General features: G+C 63.6%; 20 protein-coding genes. 12 read left to right on the top strand and 8 right to left on the bottom strand.

What is annotated here, in order from left to right:
- Positions 1–85 precede the first annotated feature (85 nt).
- From CQ019_RS08300 to CQ019_RS08270, 8 genes are all read left to right on the top strand, one after another.
- Positions 86–1,534 (top strand): four-carbon acid sugar kinase family protein, encoded by a 1,449-nt coding sequence (locus tag CQ019_RS08300; RefSeq protein WP_096254363.1) that lies wholly within the window; start codon positions 86–88, stop codon positions 1,532–1,534.
- Positions 1,535–1,560: 26 nt separating this feature from the next.
- On the top strand, positions 1,561–2,454 hold the full coding sequence (locus CQ019_RS08295) for an NAD(P)-dependent oxidoreductase (protein ID WP_096254362.1): 894 nt from the start codon (positions 1,561–1,563) through the stop codon (positions 2,452–2,454).
- A gap of 55 nt (positions 2,455–2,509) precedes the next feature.
- Positions 2,510–3,892 (top strand): GntP family transporter, encoded by a 1,383-nt coding sequence (locus tag CQ019_RS08290; RefSeq protein ID WP_105569420.1) that lies wholly within the window; start codon positions 2,510–2,512, stop codon positions 3,890–3,892.
- Between the two features lie 3 nt (positions 3,893–3,895).
- Positions 3,896–4,735 (top strand): class II fructose-bisphosphate aldolase, encoded by an 840-nt coding sequence (locus CQ019_RS08285; protein ID WP_105569419.1) that lies wholly within the window; start codon positions 3,896–3,898, stop codon positions 4,733–4,735.
- Between the two features lie 175 nt (positions 4,736–4,910).
- Positions 4,911–5,825 carry a LysR family transcriptional regulator gene (locus CQ019_RS08280; protein ID WP_096254359.1) on the top strand — a complete coding sequence of 305 codons (915 nt, stop codon included), beginning with the start codon at positions 4,911–4,913 and terminating at the stop codon, positions 5,823–5,825.
- Between the two features lie 131 nt (positions 5,826–5,956).
- Entirely contained in the window at positions 5,957–6,973 is a 1,017-nt protein-coding gene (locus CQ019_RS08275; protein ID WP_096254358.1) for an FUSC family protein, read from the top strand.
- 146 nt (positions 6,974–7,119) lie between these two features.
- Positions 7,120–7,263, top strand: a complete 144-nt coding sequence (locus CQ019_RS18640) for a hypothetical protein (RefSeq protein WP_219844245.1) — start codon at positions 7,120–7,122, stop codon at positions 7,261–7,263.
- Between the two features lie 14 nt (positions 7,264–7,277).
- Positions 7,278–7,847, top strand: a complete 570-nt coding sequence (locus CQ019_RS08270; RefSeq protein ID WP_219843906.1) for an Lrp/AsnC family transcriptional regulator — start codon at positions 7,278–7,280, stop codon at positions 7,845–7,847.
- Positions 7,848–7,857: 10 nt separating this feature from the next.
- Here the strand turns inward: CQ019_RS08270 and CQ019_RS08265 are convergent, their stop codons facing one another.
- From CQ019_RS08265 to CQ019_RS08235, 7 genes are all read right to left on the bottom strand, one after another.
- A complete protein-coding gene (locus tag CQ019_RS08265; protein WP_170947721.1) occupies positions 7,858–9,306 on the bottom strand; it encodes a PepSY domain-containing protein in 1,449 nt (482 codons plus the stop codon).
- Positions 9,307–9,345: 39 nt separating this feature from the next.
- The gene (locus tag CQ019_RS08260) at positions 9,346–10,548 is read right to left on the bottom strand and encodes a Dyp-type peroxidase (RefSeq protein WP_105569418.1); all 1,203 of its coding nucleotides are present in this window, start codon (positions 10,546–10,548) and stop codon (positions 9,346–9,348) included.
- Positions 10,548–11,120 carry a copper chaperone PCu(A)C gene (locus tag CQ019_RS08255; RefSeq protein WP_096254356.1) on the bottom strand — a complete coding sequence of 191 codons (573 nt, stop codon included), beginning with the start codon at positions 11,118–11,120 and terminating at the stop codon, positions 10,548–10,550. The genes CQ019_RS08260 and CQ019_RS08255 overlap by 1 nt, the downstream gene beginning before the upstream one ends.
- 398 nt (positions 11,121–11,518) lie before the next feature.
- A complete protein-coding gene (locus CQ019_RS08250) occupies positions 11,519–12,142 on the bottom strand; it encodes a hypothetical protein (protein ID WP_096254355.1) in 624 nt (207 codons plus the stop codon).
- Positions 12,143–12,329: 187 nt separating this feature from the next.
- On the bottom strand, positions 12,330–13,088 hold the full coding sequence (locus tag CQ019_RS08245; RefSeq protein WP_105552572.1) for an amidohydrolase family protein: 759 nt from the start codon (positions 13,086–13,088) through the stop codon (positions 12,330–12,332).
- Positions 13,028–13,459, bottom strand: a complete 432-nt coding sequence (locus tag CQ019_RS18720; protein ID WP_240520446.1) for a hypothetical protein — start codon at positions 13,457–13,459, stop codon at positions 13,028–13,030. The genes CQ019_RS08245 and CQ019_RS18720 overlap by 61 nt, the downstream gene beginning before the upstream one ends.
- Positions 13,456–14,169, bottom strand: a complete 714-nt coding sequence (locus tag CQ019_RS08235) for a transposase (RefSeq protein ID WP_181148336.1) — start codon at positions 14,167–14,169, stop codon at positions 13,456–13,458. Before CQ019_RS08235 ends, CQ019_RS18720 begins: the two co-directional genes overlap by 4 nt.
- On the opposite strand from CQ019_RS08235, the gene CQ019_RS18480 reads away from it, so the two are divergent.
- Positions 14,131–14,394 (top strand): hypothetical protein, encoded by a 264-nt coding sequence (locus CQ019_RS18480; protein WP_181148334.1) that lies wholly within the window; start codon positions 14,131–14,133, stop codon positions 14,392–14,394. The two genes, CQ019_RS08235 and CQ019_RS18480, sit on opposite strands and share 39 nt — an antisense overlap.
- A 197-nt stretch (positions 14,395–14,591) precedes the next feature.
- Here the strand turns inward: CQ019_RS18480 and CQ019_RS08230 are convergent, their stop codons facing one another.
- Entirely contained in the window at positions 14,592–16,166 is a 1,575-nt protein-coding gene (locus tag CQ019_RS08230; RefSeq protein WP_096254351.1) for a PucR family transcriptional regulator, read from the bottom strand.
- Positions 16,167–16,410: 244 nt separating this feature from the next.
- On the opposite strand from CQ019_RS08230, the gene CQ019_RS18250 reads away from it, so the two are divergent.
- From CQ019_RS18250 to CQ019_RS08220, 3 genes are read left to right on the top strand one after another with little or no spacing between them, the layout of a single operon-like run.
- Positions 16,411–16,599 carry a hypothetical protein gene (locus CQ019_RS18250; RefSeq protein ID WP_146112421.1) on the top strand — a complete coding sequence of 63 codons (189 nt, stop codon included), beginning with the start codon at positions 16,411–16,413 and terminating at the stop codon, positions 16,597–16,599.
- Between the two features lie 52 nt (positions 16,600–16,651).
- Positions 16,652–18,085 (top strand): cytosine permease, encoded by a 1,434-nt coding sequence (locus tag CQ019_RS08225; protein WP_096254349.1) that lies wholly within the window; start codon positions 16,652–16,654, stop codon positions 18,083–18,085.
- Positions 18,086–18,098: 13 nt separating this feature from the next.
- Positions 18,099–19,112, top strand: coding sequence for an alcohol dehydrogenase catalytic domain-containing protein (locus CQ019_RS08220; RefSeq protein ID WP_096254348.1), 1,014 nt, complete (start codon positions 18,099–18,101; stop codon positions 19,110–19,112).
- The last annotated feature ends 20 nt before the right edge of the window (positions 19,113–19,132 follow it).

Below are 19,132 nucleotides of genomic sequence, written 5' to 3'. Positions count from 1 at the left end.
CGTGGAACACTATTCCTCATGACAGATGTCTGACATCTTACCAATGAAGTCAGTTGGTCGCCCAAAGACGAAGGAGTCCTTGTTCATGCTTGAGTCCGAATTGCTCGCCGGATACCTCCCGGAACGCGAAATCGAACCCGCTGAGATCGCCGCCGCGGCACGCGCCACCGGCCGCGTCCTGGTGGTGCTCGACGATGACCCGACGGGCACCCAATCGGTCAGCAACCTGCCGGTGCTCACAAGCTGGGACGTCGCGGACTTCCGTTGGGCCTTCGGCCTGCGGCTGGACGGCGAGCGCGCGCTGGCCGTCTACGTGCTGACCAATACCCGTTCCCTCGACGCGGCCGATGCCGCCGAACGCAATGCGCAGATCGTGGCCGCCGCCTCGCAGGCCGCGGCGGAGGCGGGTATCACCCTGGGCTTTGCCAGCCGCAGCGATTCAACCCTGCGCGGCCACTTCCCGCTGGAAACCGACACCATAGCCGCAACCCTGCGGGACATCGATGCGCAGAATGCGGTGGACGCGGTGCTCATGGTCCCGGCCTTCGGCGACGCCGGACGGCTCACCGTTGGCGGCGAGCACTATATGCGCACCGGTGGCGGAGAGCTGGCGAAGGTCAGCGCCACCGAATTCGCCAAGGACGCCACCTTCGGCTTCAGCACCAGCTACCTGCCCGACTACGTGGCCGAAAAGACCGGCGGCCGCGTGGCGGCCTCCGATGTCCTCGTGCTGGATCTGGATACCATCCGCTCCGGCGCCCAGGGCATCGCCGGCAAGCTGGCCCAGACAAAAAACGCGCAGGTGGCCACCGCCGATATCGTCACCGAAAATGACATGCGCGCGCTGGCCGAAGGCCTGGAACTGGCCGAGGCGGCCGGCACCCGGGTGCTCTACCGCGTCGGCCCGCCCTTCGTCCGTGCCCGCATCGGCCAGGACATGCGCCAGCCGCTGAGCACCGAAGAGATCTTTGCCGGGAATGACGCCGGGATGCGCACCGCAGGCGGGCTGATCGTCGTCGGCTCCCACGTGGGGGTGACCACCCGGCAGCTGGCAGATCTGACCGCGCAGCATGCGAACGCCACCGTGATCGAGCTGGAGGTGCCCACCATCCTCTCGGAGCAGAGCGAAAGCTACCTCGCGGCCAAGGCCGCCGAGATCGGCACCGCCCTGGCCACCCAAGACGTCATCGTGCACACCTCGCGGACACTGGTGAAGACCGCCGACGCGGCCGAATCCCTGGAGATCGCGCGCACCGTGAGCGCCGCGGTGGTCAGCGTGGTCAACCGGATCCTGCACAGCACTCCCCCGCGCTTCGTCATCGCCAAGGGCGGGATCACCTCCTCGGATGTCGCCGCCCACGGCCTGGAGATCCGCCACGCGATCGTGCGCGGGCCGATGCTGCCGGGCATCGTCTCGCTCTGGGAATCGGTGGACGGCCCGGCAGCGGGCATCCCCTACGTGGTCTTCGCCGGAAATGTCGGAGATGACAGCTCGCTGACCAAGGTCACCCGCACCCTGAGCACCACCTTCTAGCACCACCCCAAGATTTGGAGACACCAATGAGCACCACCACTGTTGCAGTCCTCGGCCTGGGCGCCATGGGCCTTCCGATGGCCACCCGCCTGGCCACCGAACTGACCGTGCACGGCTTCGACATCTCGGCCGAGCGCATGGAACTGGCCCGCAAGGCCGGAATCAGCACCTTCGAAAACGCCCGCGAAACGGTCACCGGCGCCGATGCGCTGCTGCTGGCCGTGCGCAACGGCGAGCAGCTGGACTCCGTGCTGTTCGGCGAAACGGGCGTGGCGCAGTGGCTGAAGCCCGGAGCGGTGGTCATCCTGACCTCCACCGTCGGGCTGGATGCGGTCCCCGCCACCGCGGCCCGCTTGGGTGAGCTGGGCGTCGGCCTGGTGGACGCGCCGCTCTCCGGCGGCCCGGTGCGTGCCGGCGAGGGCGACCTGCTGATCGTGGTCGGCGCGGAACCGGCGCAGCTTCAGAAGGTCCGCCCGGTGCTTGAGCTGCTGGCTTCCACCCTGAGCATCGTGGGCGACAAGCCCGGCGACGGCCAGGCACTGAAGACCGTGAACCAGCTGCTCTGCGGCGTGCACATCGCCGCGGCCGCCGAAGCGCTGGCCCTGGCCGAGAAGCTGGGCTTGGATCAGGAAACCACCCTGCAGGCGCTGCAGGCCGGAGCGGCGAATTCCTTCATGCTCGGCAACCGCGGCCCGCGCATGCTCCAGGCCTACGCCGATCAGGGCGCCGAGGTGCTTTCCCGGCTGGATATCTTCGTCAAGGACATGGGCATCGTGACCTCTGCGGCCCGCGCGCTGCACCTGCCCACCCCGGTGGCTTCGGCCGCCGAACAGCTCTACCTGCTGGGCGAGGCCCACGAGCTGGCGGCCGCAGATGATTCGGCCGTGATCAAGGTTCTCGCCCCGAAGTCCGCCAAGTAAAGTCGGCAGCACGCAGCTGCCCCTGAGCATTCCCGTCAAAGGAGACGAAATTTTCATGAGCCCACTTCTGCTCTTACTGATCGCGGTAGCCGGCGTTGCCCTGCTGCTGGTCGGTGTCATCAAATTCAAGATGCCCGCATTCATCGCCCTGCTGCTGGTCAGCATCCTGGTGGCCCTGGCCGCGGGGATCCCGCTGCAGGATGTGGCCGGGCTGATCACCGAGGGCATGGGCGGCACGCTAGGCAGCGTGGCGGTGCTGGTGGGCCTCGGCGCGATGCTCGGCAAGGTCATCGAGATCTCCGGCGGAGCCCAGGTGCTGTCCACCCGGTTCACCAAGCTCTTCGGCCCGCGCCGCGTCATCGCGGCGCTGACCACCGCGGCGTTCCTGCTGGCCATCCCGGTCTTCTTCGACGTCGGATTCATCGTGCTGGTGCCGATCATCTACGGCTTCGCCAAGGCGCTGAACGTTTCCCCGGTGAAGATCGGGCTGCCGGTCGGCGCGATCATGCTGGCCATCCACGTGGTGGTCCCGCCGCACCCGGGTGTCGTGGGAGGCGCCGAGATCCTCGGCGCCGACGTCGGATGGGCCACCATTCTGGGTCTGGCCTTCTGTGCCCCGCTGGGCGTGCTGAGCTACTTCGTGGCCAAGCGGATCAACCGCCGGGATGTCCCCATGCTTCCGGAAACCGCGGAGCAGTTCGCCTCCTTCGGCAAGAGCACCGATGCGGGCAGCACCCTGACCAAGACCAAGGCCCCGACCTCGTCCATGGTCATCTCCATGATTCTCCTGCCCATCGTGATGATCATGCTCGGCACCGTGGGCGGCACGCTGGTCACCGCGGAATCCACCGCGGCGAATGTCCTGGGCTTCGTCGGCTCCCCGGCGATTGCGCTGCTGACCACCGTGCTGGTTGCCTACTACCTGCTTGGCGTGCGCAGCGGCTGGTCCAGCGAGCAGACCGGAAAGGTCATGGACTCGGCGCTGGCCCCGGCGGCCATCGTGATCCTGGTGACCGGCGCCGGCGGCGTGTTCGGCAAGGTGCTCACCGAGTCGGGCATCGGCACCGTGCTGGCCGAATCGCTGTCCTCCGCGGGCCTGCCGATCATCGTCATGGCCTTCGTGCTGGCGGCCATCCTGCGTGCCTCGCAGGGTTCGGCCACGGTCGCGATCATCACCACCACCGGCTTGCTGGCCACCGCCGTCGAGGCCGGCGGCTTCTCCACCGTGCAGACCGCGCTGATCCTGGCGGCCGTCGGCTTCGGCGCCTTCGGGCTGAGCCACGTGAATGACTCGGGCTTCTGGATCGTGACCCGCTTCCTGGGACTCTCGGTCGCCGACGGGCTACGCACCTGGACCGTGCTGACCACCGTTCTGGGTGTCGCCGGATTCGCGCTCACCTCCCTTGTCTACGCCATCGTCACCGCCGCAGGAGTCTAATCCATGCTCATCCCCATGAACCAGCTGGTCGCCGAGGCCATGGCCGCAGGCCACGCCGTCCCGGCCTTCACCTGCTACGACTTCACCACCGCACTGGCGGTGGTGGCCGAAGCCGAAGCGCAGAACCGCGCGGCCATCCTGAATGTCGCGCCGAAAACCGCGTCCAGCGCCTCCGGGCTGCGCCTGATCTGCGCGCTGCGCACCCTGGGCGGACAGGCCACCGTGCCGGTGGCGGTGCAGCTGGATCACGCCAGCGACGCGCAGCTGATTGCCCGCGCGGTGCAGGCCGGCGCCACCGCGGTGCTCGCCGATGGTTCGGCCGGCTCGCTGGAGGAGAATATCTCCTTCGTGCAGCAGGTGCGCTCGCTGATCGGCCCGGACATCGTGCTGGAAGCAGAACTCGGCGCGCTGCCCGGCAACGAGGACAAGGCCTTTGAGCAGAGCGCCTCGCAGCTGACCGATCCGGAACAGGTGGCCCAGTTCCTTGATGCCAGCGGCGCCGACCTGTTGGCGGTAGCCATCGGCAATGTGCACGGCCGCTACAAGGGCGAGCCGAAGATCCACTGGGATGTGCTGAAGGCCATCCATGCCGAATCCACGGTTCCGCTGGTCCTGCACGGTGCGTCGGGAATCGCTGCGCCGGATCTGTCGCGGTCCATCGCCTATGGGGTGGGCAAGGTCAATCTGAATACAGAGCTGCGCAGCTCGACGCTCACCATGCTGGCGGAGCAGCTGGAATCGCGCCGGGCCGACGGGCAGAATATCCTGGGCCTGCTCGGTGACTGGGAGCGCGCGGTGACCGAGGTCGCCGCGTCAACGTTCGCCGCGCTGGTGTCCAGCTAGCCTGCCGCCTTCAGGGCCGTGGCGCGGGGACTTCGCGGTTCCCGCACTGCGGCGCTCCGGCTTTGCCACTGCTAGCCGGTGCGCGCGCAGCCGAACCTGCGCGCAGTCCAGCCGATCCGCACTCCGGCCTGAACAGCGTCCGGCCTTGCATCCGCATCCATGATGCAATGGATCCATGATGTTGAAGCAGTTGGAATACTTTGTGGCTCTGGCCCGCGAACAGCACTTCGCGAGGGCCGCGCAGTTCTGCCGCATCTCCCAACCGGCGCTCTCGGAATCCATTCGCAAGCTCGAAGACGAACTGGGCGTGCCGCTGGTCCGCCGCGGGCATTCTTTCCAAGGGCTAACTTTGGAAGGCGAGTCGGTTCTGCGTTGGGCGCGGCGCATGCTCAGCGACAGGGACTCCCTGCGCCAAGAGGCTCATGCTTTGCGATCAGGGATCAAGGGATCTCTGCGCTTGGGCGTTGTTCCGGCCGCGGCGACCACCGTGGTCCAGCTGACGGACCCATTCGCGCGCGTCTACGACCAGGTGGGCATCGTCCTGGAATCGAGCCTTCGCTCGGCTGACATCGTGCGCCGCATCAAGAACTACGAACTGGACGCCGGGCTCATCTATGCCGTGCCCGAGGACCTCGTGGGGTTGCGGGTAGTCCCCCTGTACGCCGAAGAGCATGTGCTGCTCAGCGCGGTCGGGATGTTGCCCGAAGATCGCACCCTTGCAGGCTGGAGCGCAGCGCTGGAACTTCCGCTATGCCTTTTGGACGGCAGCTTGCGGGGCCGGCAAGTACTCGATGCCGCGCTTGCCGCTAGCGGAATGCGCGCCGAGCCACGCATAGAGTGCGATTCCGTGGCTTCGCTCATTGCCTACGTGGCTACCGGCCAATGGGCCAGTATCGTCCCCAAGCAATGGCTGGATCCCTTCGGGCTGCTGCCCGGACTTGAGCAGACGGCCTTGGTCGCTCCGCACGTCACAGCCCAGATGGTGCTCGTGATGCACTGCGCGCAATCGCTGCCGCCGGTGCCACGAGCTTTCTTACAAACTGTGACCAAGATCTTCCCGAACGCCGATTACGCTACTGACCTAGCATAATAAGGTCGATCTATTGATCCATTGGAAGTAATTCTTGGACATGATCAAGCCTGCTCACGGACACTTGAACCACCGGGTGATTTTGCGCCGTCGCGAAGCTCAACGGACTAGGGAAAGTAGGTTCAACGGGCATGGACGTCAGGCTTCGCACGACGTCCGCGTGGGGCACACCAAACTGGCAGCTGCTGCGCGCGGCGCATCGACCCGAGCTGCGGCCGGCCTTGCGGGTGGGGTTCGGCCTCGCCATTCCCGGAATCGTCCTGCTGATCCTGGGCCACGGCGAGCTGATGGTCTATGCGGTCTTCGGCTCGGTCGTTGGAATGTACGGAAGAAATCCGAATCGCCTGCAACGACTCAAGGACCAGGCACTCGCGGCGGCGATGATGCTTGCCGCGGGCATATCGGCAATTTTCATCGCCCCGTGGCATCTGGCCCCGTGGCCCTTCCTGGCCGCCGGAATCATGGTGGCATTATGCAGCTCGCTGTGTTCGGATCGGTTCGGCCTGAAACCCGGAGGGTCCTTCTTCCCCCTGTTCGCGTTCGGCGCCTTGGGAAGCCTGCCCGTCGGAGAACAGCTTGCAACATCGGGTCTCGCGGCGTTCGTTTTGACCGCGATGTTCAGCATCGTGCTTGGCCAGACGGCCCGGTTCGTGGGATCCGAAAGGCGGAACACCGGACGCGGACTGCCCTGGCAAGAGATCTTGCGCCGAGCGGGCTGCTATGGCTGCGTCGTCCTGCTGGCAGGATCCATCGCGATGCTGCTGGGCGTGGATCATCTGGCGTGGGTCATGGCCAGTGCCGTCGTGCCGCTGGCGGCAGGCAACGCGCGCGGCAGACTGAGCCGAGGGGCGCATCGCGTCGCCGGCACCGTCGCCGGCCTGCTCGTGCTGCTGGGCATCTATTCTCTTCAGCTTCCCGAGGTTTGGCTCGGGCTGGCCGTCATCTTCTTGATGTTCCCCACCGAAGGCTACATGACCCGGAATTACGGACTGGCACTCAGCTTCTTCACCCCGCAGATCATGCTCATGCTGGAGTTGGCTGACCCGAGTGTGGATGCCAGCGTGATGCTTGAACGGGCGTTGGCGAACCTCTTGGGCGTGTCGGCCGGAATTCTAGGTGCGCTTTTTTTCGACCCGAAACAGCGCTGAGGCTTCCAGCTCCGCGCCGGGCACCGCCAATGCCGCCAAAAGCGCCAGGGCGAAAGCCGCCCATGATTCGATTCCCCTGCCAGCCCTCCGGTCCGCCAGCATGTTTCCAGACTCAGACCAGGCGCCAGATTCGTCAGGATTTGTCCATGGTTGGGTCAAAGGGCAATTCGGTCCAATCTCCTGAATTGGATTCGGTTGAATGGGCGGTACCGGAATTACTGCAGGTGGATGAGTCCATGCCGAACAAGGAAATCGCCGCCAAGGTCGAAGTAGCCCCAACACCTGCTTAGAGCGGATCAGGTGGATGCGCCGCAATGGCTCCGTCGAGGCCGCTTGCGCCCATGCGCTGCCGAGTCTGCAAGGCGAGGGCGAGCAGGCATTCTTGGGCATCCAGATCCGTCCTCATGCCCGCGACACCGCCAACGACTTCGCGCAGACGGCACCGGCCTTGCCCGAAACTCTCGCGCTGTACAACGTCAGCGGCAGCCAGGACTACCTGGTCCATGTCGCGGTGGCCAACAGCGGCGAGCTGCAGCACCTGATCATTGACGAGCTGCTCGCCCTGCCCCTGGTCGCGCACTGCGAGCTGTTATCTCTTCCTCAGGACATCTCCACTGGTCCTGGCAGGCCTGGCCCGGTGACAAGATCAATGACGCCACTCCAATCGAAGCCCATGAGGAGCTTGCCCTGCCGAATTACGGCCGGCCCTTCAACGACCCTTCCGGATTGGCCGCTGGCACGAATCCTGCTTCTTGATACGGCTTCACAAATTGCATCTCTGAGCGCGCCTTTTACGAGGCACCGAGATCGATCTTTCAGGGAAGAAAAGTGCCCTCCGCGCATCGCACGCAGGGCACTGTTCAAACACCACTGAGGCCAGCTGGCTACTTGGTGGCCGGCCGTTTGCTCTTGGCTCGATGAATCCAGCCAACGACCAGGTCCGCGAGCAGGAACAGGGCCAGGCTGATCCCCATAAGAGGCAGGAAGACGCCGACGGCAGCTGCAGCCAGCAAGACCAACGGGATGCCCCACCATGGGGCGCGGGTTAAGCCGCCACGTGCAGGGGCTTTGCCCATGCGTAGTGCGGGATTCTTCGTGGGGCGGCGCTTCCACCACATCGCATAGCCCAGCACCACCATGGAGGCGATGGCCGAGGCGACCAGGAACAACAGGATCTGGTTGGGAAGTCCGAACATGGAGCCCATGTGGATATCGATTCCCCATCGCGAGAGTTTCGCGGCGAGGCTGAACTCCCTGAAATCAACACGGTCCACGACGTCCAGTGTTTGCCCATTGATAGAGACCGCGTCGACTTCGGTCGGGTAGGACCGCTGGATCTCTTGGACCACCCACGCCTTTCCTTTCGCGGCTGGCGGCTTGATCTCAACCAGTCCCGTATTGACGTTGACTTCCTTGGCGATCGAGAGCATGGTATCGAATGCCGCCGGGTTCACCGAGTCGCCGGTTGGCGCGGGCGCGGCCCCGTGGTGATGGGCGTGCTCATCACCTGCACTGCCCTCCGCGGCAGACAGCTCCGTGCCCACCGAGGGGGTTCCCCAGTTCAGCGCGGCGCGCAGCTCACTGACATTCGCGCCACCGTAGGTCGACCAGGTGATGCCGGTGGCGGAGAGGAAGAATGCGCCGAGCAAGACCCAGATCCCTAGCGATCCATGCCAGCTGGCCAGGCGCCGGTAGCCTTTTGCCTTGACAGCGGGGCGGATGAGGTCTTTTTTTCGCTTGGTTTTCCTGATGCGCAGAATCCACAGGCCAAATCCTGCCAGGGCGATAACTCCCAGCCAGGAGGCTGCCAGTTCGCTATACATGCGCCCCGGCTCACCGAGCTGCAGGTTGCGGTGCAACTGGTCAATCCAGGTCCGCAGGGGCAGCGCACCGCTGGTCCCGTAGGCGGTCAAGTCTCCGCGGATTTCAGCGGTGGCCGGGTCGATGAAAATGGCCCTGGTTTCGCTGGCTCCCAGGTTCTCGTCCGCATACATCACCCTGGTGGTATCACCGGGGTGCGGTGCCGGGCGAACCGCAACCAGCGCATCATCACTGCCCAGGTAGGTGTTGGCCGCCTCAACTTGATCGGCCAGCGGCAAATAGGAATCAGCTATCGGCGCGCGCAGCTGATCGGCATAGACAGCCTGTTCGATTTGCGGAGTAATTGCATACAAGGCGCCGCTCACCGCGGCCACAAGGATAAACGGGCCGATGAAGATTCCCGCATAGAAGTGCAGCCGTAGCAGCAGCTGGCCGAGCCATCCCTTTCGGGTGGGCCCCGAAGGCACGGGCGGTGGCTGGGATTCCGGGGTCGTGGTTTCCAGAAAAGTCATGAACGGTCCTTGAGGGAAAAGTAGGAAGAGTACAGGTGGCTAGGCTGCGAAAAGGGTTTCACCGATGAATCCTCCTTCGGCGCAGCCCGGGGGGATCAGGAAGACGGCCGAGCCGATGGGAGTCGTCCACTGGTTCAGCGCGTCAAGGTCCGATAGGCGTTGCTGCATCGGGGTGTATTGCTTGGCCACGCTCTTTTGGTAGGACACGAAGATCAGCCCCGAATTGGAGATGTCATTCACGTTGGGCGGCTCGTCGTAGTTGTATCCACGCCGGAAGATCCGCTCGTTCGTGTTATCGGACCGGGCTCTGCGGATGTGCGCCTGCGCGGCGATGACCGTGAACCCCAAGGCGTTGGTCGCTTCGAAGTCAGGCTCATCGTGTTCTTGGGTTCCCGTGGTCGGAGCTCCGTTGCCCAGGGTCCGCCCAACACTGAATTCCCGGCCGGAGCGGTCAAGCTCATCCCAGGTATCAACATCCATTCGGATGCGCCGAAGGACCATGGTGGTGCTCCCATCCGCGTTCCACACCACAGAGTTGAAATCCTCCGAACCGGGGATGGGATTCACGGTCCCGTCGACTTGTCCGAACAGATTCCGCATCGTGGTGCCGCTGGCCTCGGATCCCCGTGATCGGCGGAACCCGGACTGCACCCATTTCACCGAGGCAAACCGGCGGGCATCCTTGAGCATCATCCGTTGGGCATGCGCAACGGACAATGGATCGTCCGAAGCGATATGCAGCAGCAGATCCCCATCGTTCCAGCGTTCTTCGAGCCGGTCGATCTTGAACCCCGGCAACGGTTGGCCTTCGCTGGCCGAGGACCCCGCGAGTTCCATGAGTTTCGGACCGAATCCGAAGGTCACGGTGAGCCGTGCTGGAACCGTGCCCAGTTCCGGTTCGGTGTCTGCCAAGGCCGCTTGGCCTTGGGTGAGCCTTGCCGCGTCATCGCTGAGCAACCGGAGCAGGCGTTGCAGGGACTCGTGGTCAAGGTCATCGCGCAAATCCAACGCGATGTAGTTGGCGTGGGCTTGGGGCTCGGTGGCGATTCCTGCCTGGTGTTCGCCGTAGAACGGAATCACGGTTTGGCCGTGCAACGGCTCCGAAGCGCCGGCTGGCGCAGCAGCGCCGGCCAGGGAGTCGATCCCCAGAGCGGCGATCGCTCCCAGTCCGGCTGCGGCGCCGCCGAACAGAATTCCTCGCCTGCTAGGGCCTGATTTGGCGGGTGTGTCTTCGTGTGGCATTAGTGATCGTGGGCGCTTTCGGATGCGGAGTCGCCCTTGTCCAACTCGTCATGACCCATGCCCTCGTGCTCGGAGCCCTCATAATTTTCATTCGCGCCGGCGAAGTCCTTCACCGGGGCGGTGATCTCGAAGCTGGTGTCATCGGAGAATTCCAGGCTCATGTTCACGACGCTGCCGGGCTTGAGCGGTTCGGCGAGGTCCATGAGCATGATGTGGCTTCCCCCTGGTTCAAGATGCAGTTCGCCGTGGGCGGGGATGGTGAATCCGCCAGTTTTTTCGCGCATCACCATGGCCCCGGATTCGTTGGCTACCGTTTCGTGCAGTTCCAGATCGCTGGAGGCCGGGCTCGTGACCGAGGTGACGGTGATGTCCTGGTCTCCGGTGTTTTCAATTGTGCCGAATCCCGCCGACATCCCCTCGTCGATAGCCTTCACCCATGGATCTTTCATGGTGACAGAAGCGCCAGCTGGAGCCGGGTTGCTGTTAGCAGCAGGGGTGGCGGCGCAACCCGCCAAGGCGATCAACGCGGCAGCGGATAGGGCAGTGGTGCGCAGGGCAAAAGAAGTTTTCACGGTTCATCCTAGGAAAATGAGGGAAGCACAAATAGGGTGCTCCGAATCAGTGCTGCTGTGGAGCCTGAAAACACCGATGTTGCTATCGGCGGTCAGGGAACATTGTGCTGGGCACAGCAGGGGAGAAAAAAGCCCTGGTCGAATAGGGCTTGCGAAGGTGCGGTGCGAGGCAGGACTGGTTGGCCTCCGGGGTTCAGGACGGAGGACGCACTGGAGACTGGAAAGGCAACGCTGATAGAACGAACTCAGTGAGATTCGTTCGCCAGCATGCTTTCAGGAAAAATCATTGTGCACGAGCGCAGTAGCTTGTCCTGGGATGGGACATGGCAGAGCCCGATTCCGGGTCCTTTGCAAACAGGAGCGGAAAAGTCGCAGCCCAGAAGGACTGCAAGGTTGTCTTACACCGTTGCCAGTACGGGCGGGCCCCTGCGAACGACAGACGTGGCATACACGGCCACCGTGCAGGCAGGGATTTCGCGCGGTTCCACAGGCGCTGTCTGCGGGCGCACTGGCTGATAAGCGAAGTTGACCAGGCGCCAGAAGAGTTTCCAGGTGAACAGGCCGATGATCTCCGAAGCCGCGATGAGTACCTGCTCGCTGCGGTGAAGCACCAGAACGGTAGCGAACCCCGCAAGGAAGTGCGCCAGCAGCATGCTGCCATCGCCGTGGCTTGCCATGGTGGTACTGGCCGAGCCGGTCACATCGACCGCCAGGGATATTCCATGATGTGCGTGGATGCCTTGCCCCGCGGTTGAAAGAGCGGAATGACCTGCTCCCATGGAGAACAGGAGGTGGAAGAGCATCTGGCTGAACCCCACCATGATGGACAACCGCCAGAACGTGAACCGTTTGCCGCTGAGCAAGATGCAGACCATGAGCGACAGGGACAGCGGTAGCGCGATGTTCAGGATGTCCGGTATGGCTCCGCCCGCAAGTACGTGGGAAACCAGAGAAACGGACGTCGCGAAGAACGCGGCGGCGGTGCCTCTGAGAGCACGTGTTGAACGGGAGGATTTTTGCACACCACCAGTATTACAGACCGGGCACCGTATTTCGACATCCTGTAAAACTCTAGAATACGGCCCTCTTGCTCCGGGGTGCAGTCATTTCCGCAGACGAGGGCGGACCCCGCAAGCCAACCCTGGCACGTTGAAGGATCGATACCGTGCTCGCGCGGCGGTCATCCCGGTGCCAAGGCGGTGCCGGTCTTCAAAATTTCGGGCATAGCCTACCGGGGGTACCGGCGGTATTGCCGGGGTGAAGCGTTCCGTGCAGCTCCGAATGTCGCGGGCCTGTCCGTTGTGCCTGTCTGGGACTTGGCGTGCTGCACACGATCCCTTGAATCCACCAACTCAGAATGGCTCGCTGACCGACAGTACCCTCAACCCGTGGCACCACTCGCCCGTCACGGATGACGGTGCGGTCGGCGCCGCGCTCCATGACGGCCGAGGCAACCGTCTGGCCATCCATCAGCACTAGGTCCGCACGGTCTCCCACGGCTATGCCCGGTCGGTCGGCCACGGACGCCAGCCGCGGCATCTCGCGCTTCATGATCGACGCGCCGCCCATGGCGGCCACGGCGAGCGCATGTTCGATCTGCTCGTCTTTGGGCATGCCGTACACGAAGGCCAGCTGCCAGGTCCGGTCCAGCATCTCGCAATTGACATAAGGGCTCCAATAGTCCCATTGCCCGTCCTTTCCCAGCCCGAAGCGCACCACGGGTTCGGCCAGGCCCAGCAGCGGCAGGAGGGTGGAGGTGCTCGGTGCGACCGAGGTCAGCGAGAAGTCCAGCTCGGCGAAGGTGTCGCTCAGCTTCCGACTGGTGGCTTCGCCGACTGCGCCCAGTCCATAGGCGTGGGACAGGTTGACCCTGCCTTCCATGCCCAGCGCCCGGGTGCGCTCGGCAATCAGTTCCGCGGAAAAGACTCCCTGCGTGCCCGCCTCGTGCAGGTGGATGCCGATGTCCACCTGCACGAGGCGGCCAAGCCGAACACCACATCCAAATGGCGGACCGGGTCGCGGTCCAGCTCGCAGGGATCGATGCCGACCATGAAGTCGGCACCTGCCTTGAGCGCGTCTTCCAAGTATTTCCCTGTGCCCGGCTCCCGAAGGATGCCGGGCACAGGGAAGACCATGATCTGCACGTCGGCCTCGTTGGCGAATTTCTCCTTGATGGCTACCACGGCTTCATATTTCACGAGCATGCAGCCCACGTCCACCTGGGCAAAGGTACGCCAACTGGTGGTGCCGCGGGCGATCATCCGTTCCAGGGTTCCGGCCACGCGCTCGGGCAATCCAATTTCCACGTCGCGCCAGTTCTCCCGGTCGTTGCCCATCATGCCCCGGACCCCGGGACGGCTGGTGTGCTCGCGGAAGGGCAAGCCGACGCGGGTCGAGTCCAGGTGCACATGCTGGTCACCAATCGGTAGGTTTCGGTGCGTCTGGTTGTCTCGGCATGCACGGTGAGCCCCCGCACCGGTTGTCCGGCCAGCACTGAAAGATAGAATCCGTCCGGCAGTATCTGGCGCACCGGCAGCTGCCGTCCGAGCTTGACCCGCACCAGGAACTGCGCGCCGGTCTTCCGGAGCTGGTGCAGCAGCCCGGCGGAGGCGAAGTTCCGGTCGGCCATGATCAGCATCCCTTCATCCATGGAGCGCAGCAGCTGCGGGGTGTAGGTGGTTTCCCCGATGGTCGTCGGCCCGAACACGACATCCATGATGCTGCGCGTGCCGCAGGCGATCAACGCCAGCAGGCGGGCTTGCGGGTACCCGGTCCCGCCGTGGTGACCGGCATGCTTCGAGTATTTGTACCGGTTCTGCTCGATGTCCGCCAAGGTCAGGATCGTCCCATCGATCGCGCAGAGCCGGTACCGTCCGTAGAACGATCCTTCCCGGCTGGCCGTGGCGGTCGGGCCGCGCAGCGCGGCGTGGAAGAGCTCCAGCAGTGGGCAGGCCGATTGCCGGACGACGCGGATATGGCAGAAGCGCTCACCGGATATGTCATGGACCTTTTGGGCGAGAACAGCACCGCCGCCGTCTTCGAGTCGCACCTCTATGCCCTGGCCTACACCAGGCTGGCACTGCGCAAGGCCGCCGCGGATTGGGACCTCGGATTGACCCGGGTCCTGTGCCACCGCTCCGATGAGATCACCGGCAAGATGCTGGGCGTGGCATTGTGCGGCCTGCAGCTGCAGTTGGTCCTGTCCGATCAGATACCCGACCGGGAAGTAGTCGCGAAGATCTTCCGCCGCGCATTGGCCGGGGGCGCGGGCTAGTCGGGAAACCGACGGTCCGGGAGAACTGCGAGACCGCATCGATCTCGCCCGCCTGTTCTCCGTGCGAGCGCGAAACAACAGGTCATGCAGGCAGGCCCCGGGTCCCGGTGCCAGCCTGGTCAGGCTCGATTCCCTTTCGGCAAATGCGGCAGGAACGCCGGGGCTTCGAGGGACTGAGAATTCAATGCGCGCATGGATTACAGGCCCTCCAGCCGATACAACGCCAAAGCCATATGCAAGGAAGTGCGCGTGTCCGCATTCTCCACGTCGATGCCGAACTCCTCGTGCAACCGCCGAAGCCGCGCGTAGACGCTGGGGCGGCTAAGGTGCACCGACCTCGACAGTTCCGCGATATTTCCCGTGGCGCCCAGATATGCCTCCAGAATCGCCAGCAGCTCCGGCTCCTCTTTCAAAGGACCAAGCTGATCCCGAACGAAAGCTGCGCCCTCGGGGGTGCTCACGAGCGTCTGAAGTATCCAGCGGAACCCCAGATCGTGCGCCAGGTAGTACTTGGGCTTGCGCACCACCATGCTCAATGCCCCGCGCGCCACTCGATAGGCTTCGAGCAGTCCGTCCGTCGCGGCCCGCTTCAATGATTCGAAGCTTCCGGCAATTCCCATACTCCATTGCCGATGGCCAATTTCTGATTCAACGAGCCGGTAAGCTCTTTGCAGCAGCACCTCGGGGTGTTCATGAGAAGCCAAGCAGAACATCATTCCAACGGCTTCCGATTCGTCGCCTAGTCCATTGCGCACAATCACCGGGACCGGGAAATCCTCGAAGGCGATCCGCAATCTGCGAATCAGCGAACTGAGATCATTTTCTTCGTCTGCGCCCGAAGCAATGCACAACACCGCGGGAATCAGCTCCAGCACATCTGTGACCCCGAAAAGGCGCAGGCGCAGCCATGCGCCTTGTTCCGTTACGGTTTGATTGGTCCGCAGATCCGCAATGGCATCAGCCAAGAATTCCTGGCGCAGCAGGTGCAGCCGGTCAAGGTCTCCGCTCAGCTTTTGCCCGAGAATTCGGGAAAGCCGATCCAGGATGACCGCGAATCCTGCCGACTCGCGCCACAACGGGCAGACGATGCGTCCGACCCTCCGGCCATCGACGAATACTGGATTGTGCACCCACTGCTCGCCGGCCAGCTCAAAACGGCCTTGCTCCAACCCCCATGCTCGCTGGCGAGACTGCGCATAAAGGGACATCTGCTCCATGCCTAAACCGCGCTGGAACAGGACTACCGACAGCTCGTCTTCCAGGATCAGCGGCCTATCAAGCAGGTCCGCCGCGGTGCGGAGCAGATCAAGAGCCGAAAGCTGTTCGGCGACCGGAGAACTCAGAAAATCCGCCACCGCGTCGGGGCCGGAAACCACCATCGCGGATCGCGAAATCTCATTATAGGCTTCGATGATTTCGATGAAACGCGCGCGGTCATCGAGCAAGACCACGGGGAAGCTCATGGAAGTAGCCGCCGTGCGAAGTGCCGCCTTGACCGGGGCCTCGTCGGCCAAGAAGGAGAAGACCACTCCGCTGGCCCCGGAGCGATGGAGCTCGTCGAGGAACGCGGCTGCCTGTTCAACGGATTGACTCAACCCCAATCCCGAGCACAGGATCAGCTCCCCGCCCTCGATGAGTCCTGCCAGATCCGCGGATTCGGCGATGTGGATTCCGCGCACGTCATCGTCCAATCGTGTCCCGTCACCGAGGATGTGGGGACGCGATCTGTTGAACGCCGGGTTCTGAAGAAATTGGCGGATCGTCAAGGGCATTTACAGAGTGTAACACCGCGCTCCGCCAAGTGATTACAGTTCACCTGTTGCCCGGATCACATCCTGGCCGGAAGATGGATACAAGTCCGAAACGACCGAATACATCACGTCATACCCGGATTTATGGAATATCAAAGTACGCGGCCACCAGAGGAAACCCTCAACGGATGAGCCGCCGTCCGGCTCGATTCACCACACCGGGCCTTCAAGCAGCAACTCGAAAATCTACACAGAAGTGGTCGCCATGAACACTGCAAGCTCACACGACGCCACCCCCGACGAGCAGGCCTTCCTCACCGAACGAAGTCACGTGTGCGAAGACTTCGCAGCGCATGAAGCAACGCATCAAAATGGGCAGCTCTCCCGCGGCGAATACCTCGTCGTCGGACTCCTTCTCGCCATTGCCTACGTCTTGACCCTCGCACTCCAATAGCCTCTCGCCCGGAAATTCTGAGAATTCCGGACCCTCCTGAAAGCGAATTCACATGGATTACGCCATCGAAGCAGAACGCGGCAGGGCACCGCTCCCGCCGAGCAAGCGCCTCTGGGGCTTCTGGGAATACACCTGGGCCAACGCTGCACTTGCCATTGCCACCTGGGGTTTCCTGATCGGTGGGTCACTGGCGCTGGTGGTCGATGTTAAGCAAGGCTTGTCGGCAATCGTTCTTGGCAACGTTCTAGGAGTGCTGCTCGTCGGACTGGCGGTCTCGGTCAGCGCAGGCAAGTACGGCACCGAGCAATACACGTTCATGCGCAGCGTCTTCGGACACCACGGCAGCCGGCTGATCTACATCGTTGCCATGATCCTGCTCACCGTCGGCTGGCTGGTCGTGCTGGGCATCATGTTCGGCCGTTCCATCGACTCGGCCGTCTCCGTGGTGCTGCAACGCGAACCGGAGCCAACCGGCTGGCATATCTACGCGATCACCCTGGTTGCCATTGCCATCACCGCATTCGTCGTGGCCAAGGGCCCCACCTCCATCAAGGTCTTCAACACCATAGTCGCCCCGGCCCTGTTCCTGGTGATGGGCGTGATGATCTACATCTTCCTGAAGGATTCCAGCCTCGCCGAGCTCCTGTCCCTTCCGGCACTGAGTCAGCCGTTCGATTCGAACGCCGTGAACTTCATGATCGCCGTGGAAATCAACATCGCCGCAGGCTTCTCATGGTGGCCGTATCTGGGCAACCTGTCCCGCATCACCAAAAACGAGCGCGTGGCGTTCTGGCCAAACCTGATCGGAATCGGCGCAGCGGCCTCGCTTGGCGAAGCGGTGGGCCTGGTCGGCGCCATCAAGTTCGGCAGCGCGGACCCCACGCAGTGGATGACCGAGTCCGGCGGTTTGTGGCTCAGCGTGATCGTCCTGCTCTTCGTCGCTTTTGCCAACGTGACGAGCATGGCCAATATCCTGTACACCGCAGTGGTCGGATTACGGCAGATGTTCGACACGCTGCTCAGGAGATTCAGCTGGGAACAGCTGGTGGCAGGATTCTGTCTGGTCCCTGCCGTCGTCCTGTTCGTCCTTCCCGGACTCTACGACGGATTCATGGTCTTCCTAGTCTGGACCGCGGCGCTGTATAGCGCCCTGACCGGCATCATGATCGTGGACTACTTCATTCTGCGCCGCACGCACGTGGCGCTGAAGGACCTGTTCATCGAAGGCAAGGCCTCGCGCTACTACTTCACCGGCGGGTTCAACATCGCAGCGATGTCGGCCTTCGCCATCGGAGCCGCCGTCTTCACGGTGACCTTCAACCCGTATTCCTTCGAGCACAGCGAATGGTTCCGCTACACCACCGCTTCGCTGCTGGCCGCCGCCGCGGCCGGCAGCGTGTACTGGATCGCTTCAAGACTCTTCATCCTGCCCCGCGGACTGGGTGCGTACACCTCCGATTCGACCACTTCAACTACCACTAAATAGGAGCTGAACCGCAATGACCAATACCATGCTTGCCGCCTTCTACACCGAAGACAACGCCCCGCTCGACCTTCGCCAGACCCGGATCCCGACCCCGGGCAAGGGCGAAGTGCTGATCAAGATGGAAAGCTGCGGCGTCTGCCACACCGACGTGCATTTCTGGAAGGGCGAAGACGAACTACCTCGCGAGAAGCCGGCGATCCTGGGCCACGAAGGCGTGGGCACCGTGGCCGTCCGGGGCGAAGGCGCAGACCTTGCCCTCGGTGCCCGGGTGGGCGTCGGGTTCGTCTACGAGGCCTGCGGCAGCTGCCGCGAATGCCGCCGCGGCCTGGAAACCTACTGCCGCGATTCGAAGGCCACCGGAGTCCATGTAGATGGCTGCTTTTCCGAGTATGTCATCGCCCCGGCCGCCTGGGTCTCGCTGATCCCGGAAGAACTCTCCTCCGCGGATGCCGCACCGCTGCTCTGCGCAGGCGTCACCGCCTACAGCGCGGTCCGCAAGGCCCAGCTGGAGCCGGGGTCCGTCGCGGTGGTCTTCGGTCTGGGCGGCCTGGGCCAGTACGCCATTCAGTGCGCGGCCCTGTACGGCGCCAAGGTGATCGGCATCGACCTGGATCCCGCCAAGCTCGAAACCGCCAAGGAACTGGGCGCCTACGCCGCCTACATCCCGGGCGATGACGCGGTGGCGGCTATCCAGGCCCTGGGCGGCGCCGACGCCTGCCTGAGCTTCGCCCCCTCCCCTCAGGTCTTCCGCAGCATGTTCGATCTGGCCGCACCGACCGCTCGTTTCATCCAGGTGGCACTGCCCAATAAGCCGTTCAGCTTCGCCGCGGCAGAAATCATCGATCTGGGCATCACGATCATCGGCAGCGCCGACGGCACCCGGCTGGAGCGCGACCAGGTTCTCGCCCTCGCCAAGGAGGGCAAGATCAGGTCCACGATCAAGACCCTCCCCTTCGCCGAGATCAACGATGCCTTCCAGGCCCTGGACCGGGGGCAGGCCGAAGGCCGCCTCGTCGTCAACTACTAGAGCTCTTCGAGCACGAATCC

This window comes from Arthrobacter sp. MYb229, from assembly GCF_002975405.1.
Lineage (GTDB): Bacteria > Actinomycetota > Actinomycetes > Actinomycetales > Micrococcaceae > Glutamicibacter.
The sequence above is the reverse complement of the archived record's forward strand: the minus strand, read 5'-3'. Positions and strand labels throughout refer to the sequence as shown.

Coding starts and splice junctions, on each gene's coding strand:
- CQ019_RS08290 (WP_105569420.1), top strand. CDS start 2,510: ATGAGCCCACTTCTGCTCTTACTGATCGCGGTAGCCGGCGTTGCCCTG.
- CQ019_RS08280 (WP_096254359.1), top strand. CDS start 4,911: ATGATGTTGAAGCAGTTGGAATACTTTGTGGCTCTGGCCCGCGAACAG.
- CQ019_RS08285 (WP_105569419.1), top strand. CDS start 3,896: ATGCTCATCCCCATGAACCAGCTGGTCGCCGAGGCCATGGCCGCAGGC.
- CQ019_RS08275 (WP_096254358.1), top strand. CDS start 5,957: ATGGACGTCAGGCTTCGCACGACGTCCGCGTGGGGCACACCAAACTGG.
- CQ019_RS08230 (WP_096254351.1), bottom strand. CDS start 16,166: ATGCCCTTGACGATCCGCCAATTTCTTCAGAACCCGGCGTTCAACAGA.
- CQ019_RS08260 (WP_105569418.1), bottom strand. CDS start 10,548: ATGCCACACGAAGACACACCCGCCAAATCAGGCCCTAGCAGGCGAGGA.
- CQ019_RS18640 (WP_219844245.1), top strand. CDS start 7,120: ATGGTTGGGTCAAAGGGCAATTCGGTCCAATCTCCTGAATTGGATTCG.
- CQ019_RS08265 (WP_170947721.1), bottom strand. CDS start 9,306: ATGACTTTTCTGGAAACCACGACCCCGGAATCCCAGCCACCGCCCGTG.
- CQ019_RS08295 (WP_096254362.1), top strand. CDS start 1,561: ATGAGCACCACCACTGTTGCAGTCCTCGGCCTGGGCGCCATGGGCCTT.
- CQ019_RS08225 (WP_096254349.1), top strand. CDS start 16,652: ATGGATTACGCCATCGAAGCAGAACGCGGCAGGGCACCGCTCCCGCCG.
- CQ019_RS08300 (WP_096254363.1), top strand. CDS start 86: ATGCTTGAGTCCGAATTGCTCGCCGGATACCTCCCGGAACGCGAAATC.
- CQ019_RS18720 (WP_240520446.1), bottom strand. CDS start 13,459: ATGATGGGCAACGACCGGGAGAACTGGCGCGACGTGGAAATTGGATTG.
- CQ019_RS08270 (WP_219843906.1), top strand. CDS start 7,278: ATGCGCCGCAATGGCTCCGTCGAGGCCGCTTGCGCCCATGCGCTGCCG.
- CQ019_RS18250 (WP_146112421.1), top strand. CDS start 16,411: ATGAACACTGCAAGCTCACACGACGCCACCCCCGACGAGCAGGCCTTC.
- CQ019_RS08220 (WP_096254348.1), top strand. CDS start 18,099: ATGACCAATACCATGCTTGCCGCCTTCTACACCGAAGACAACGCCCCG.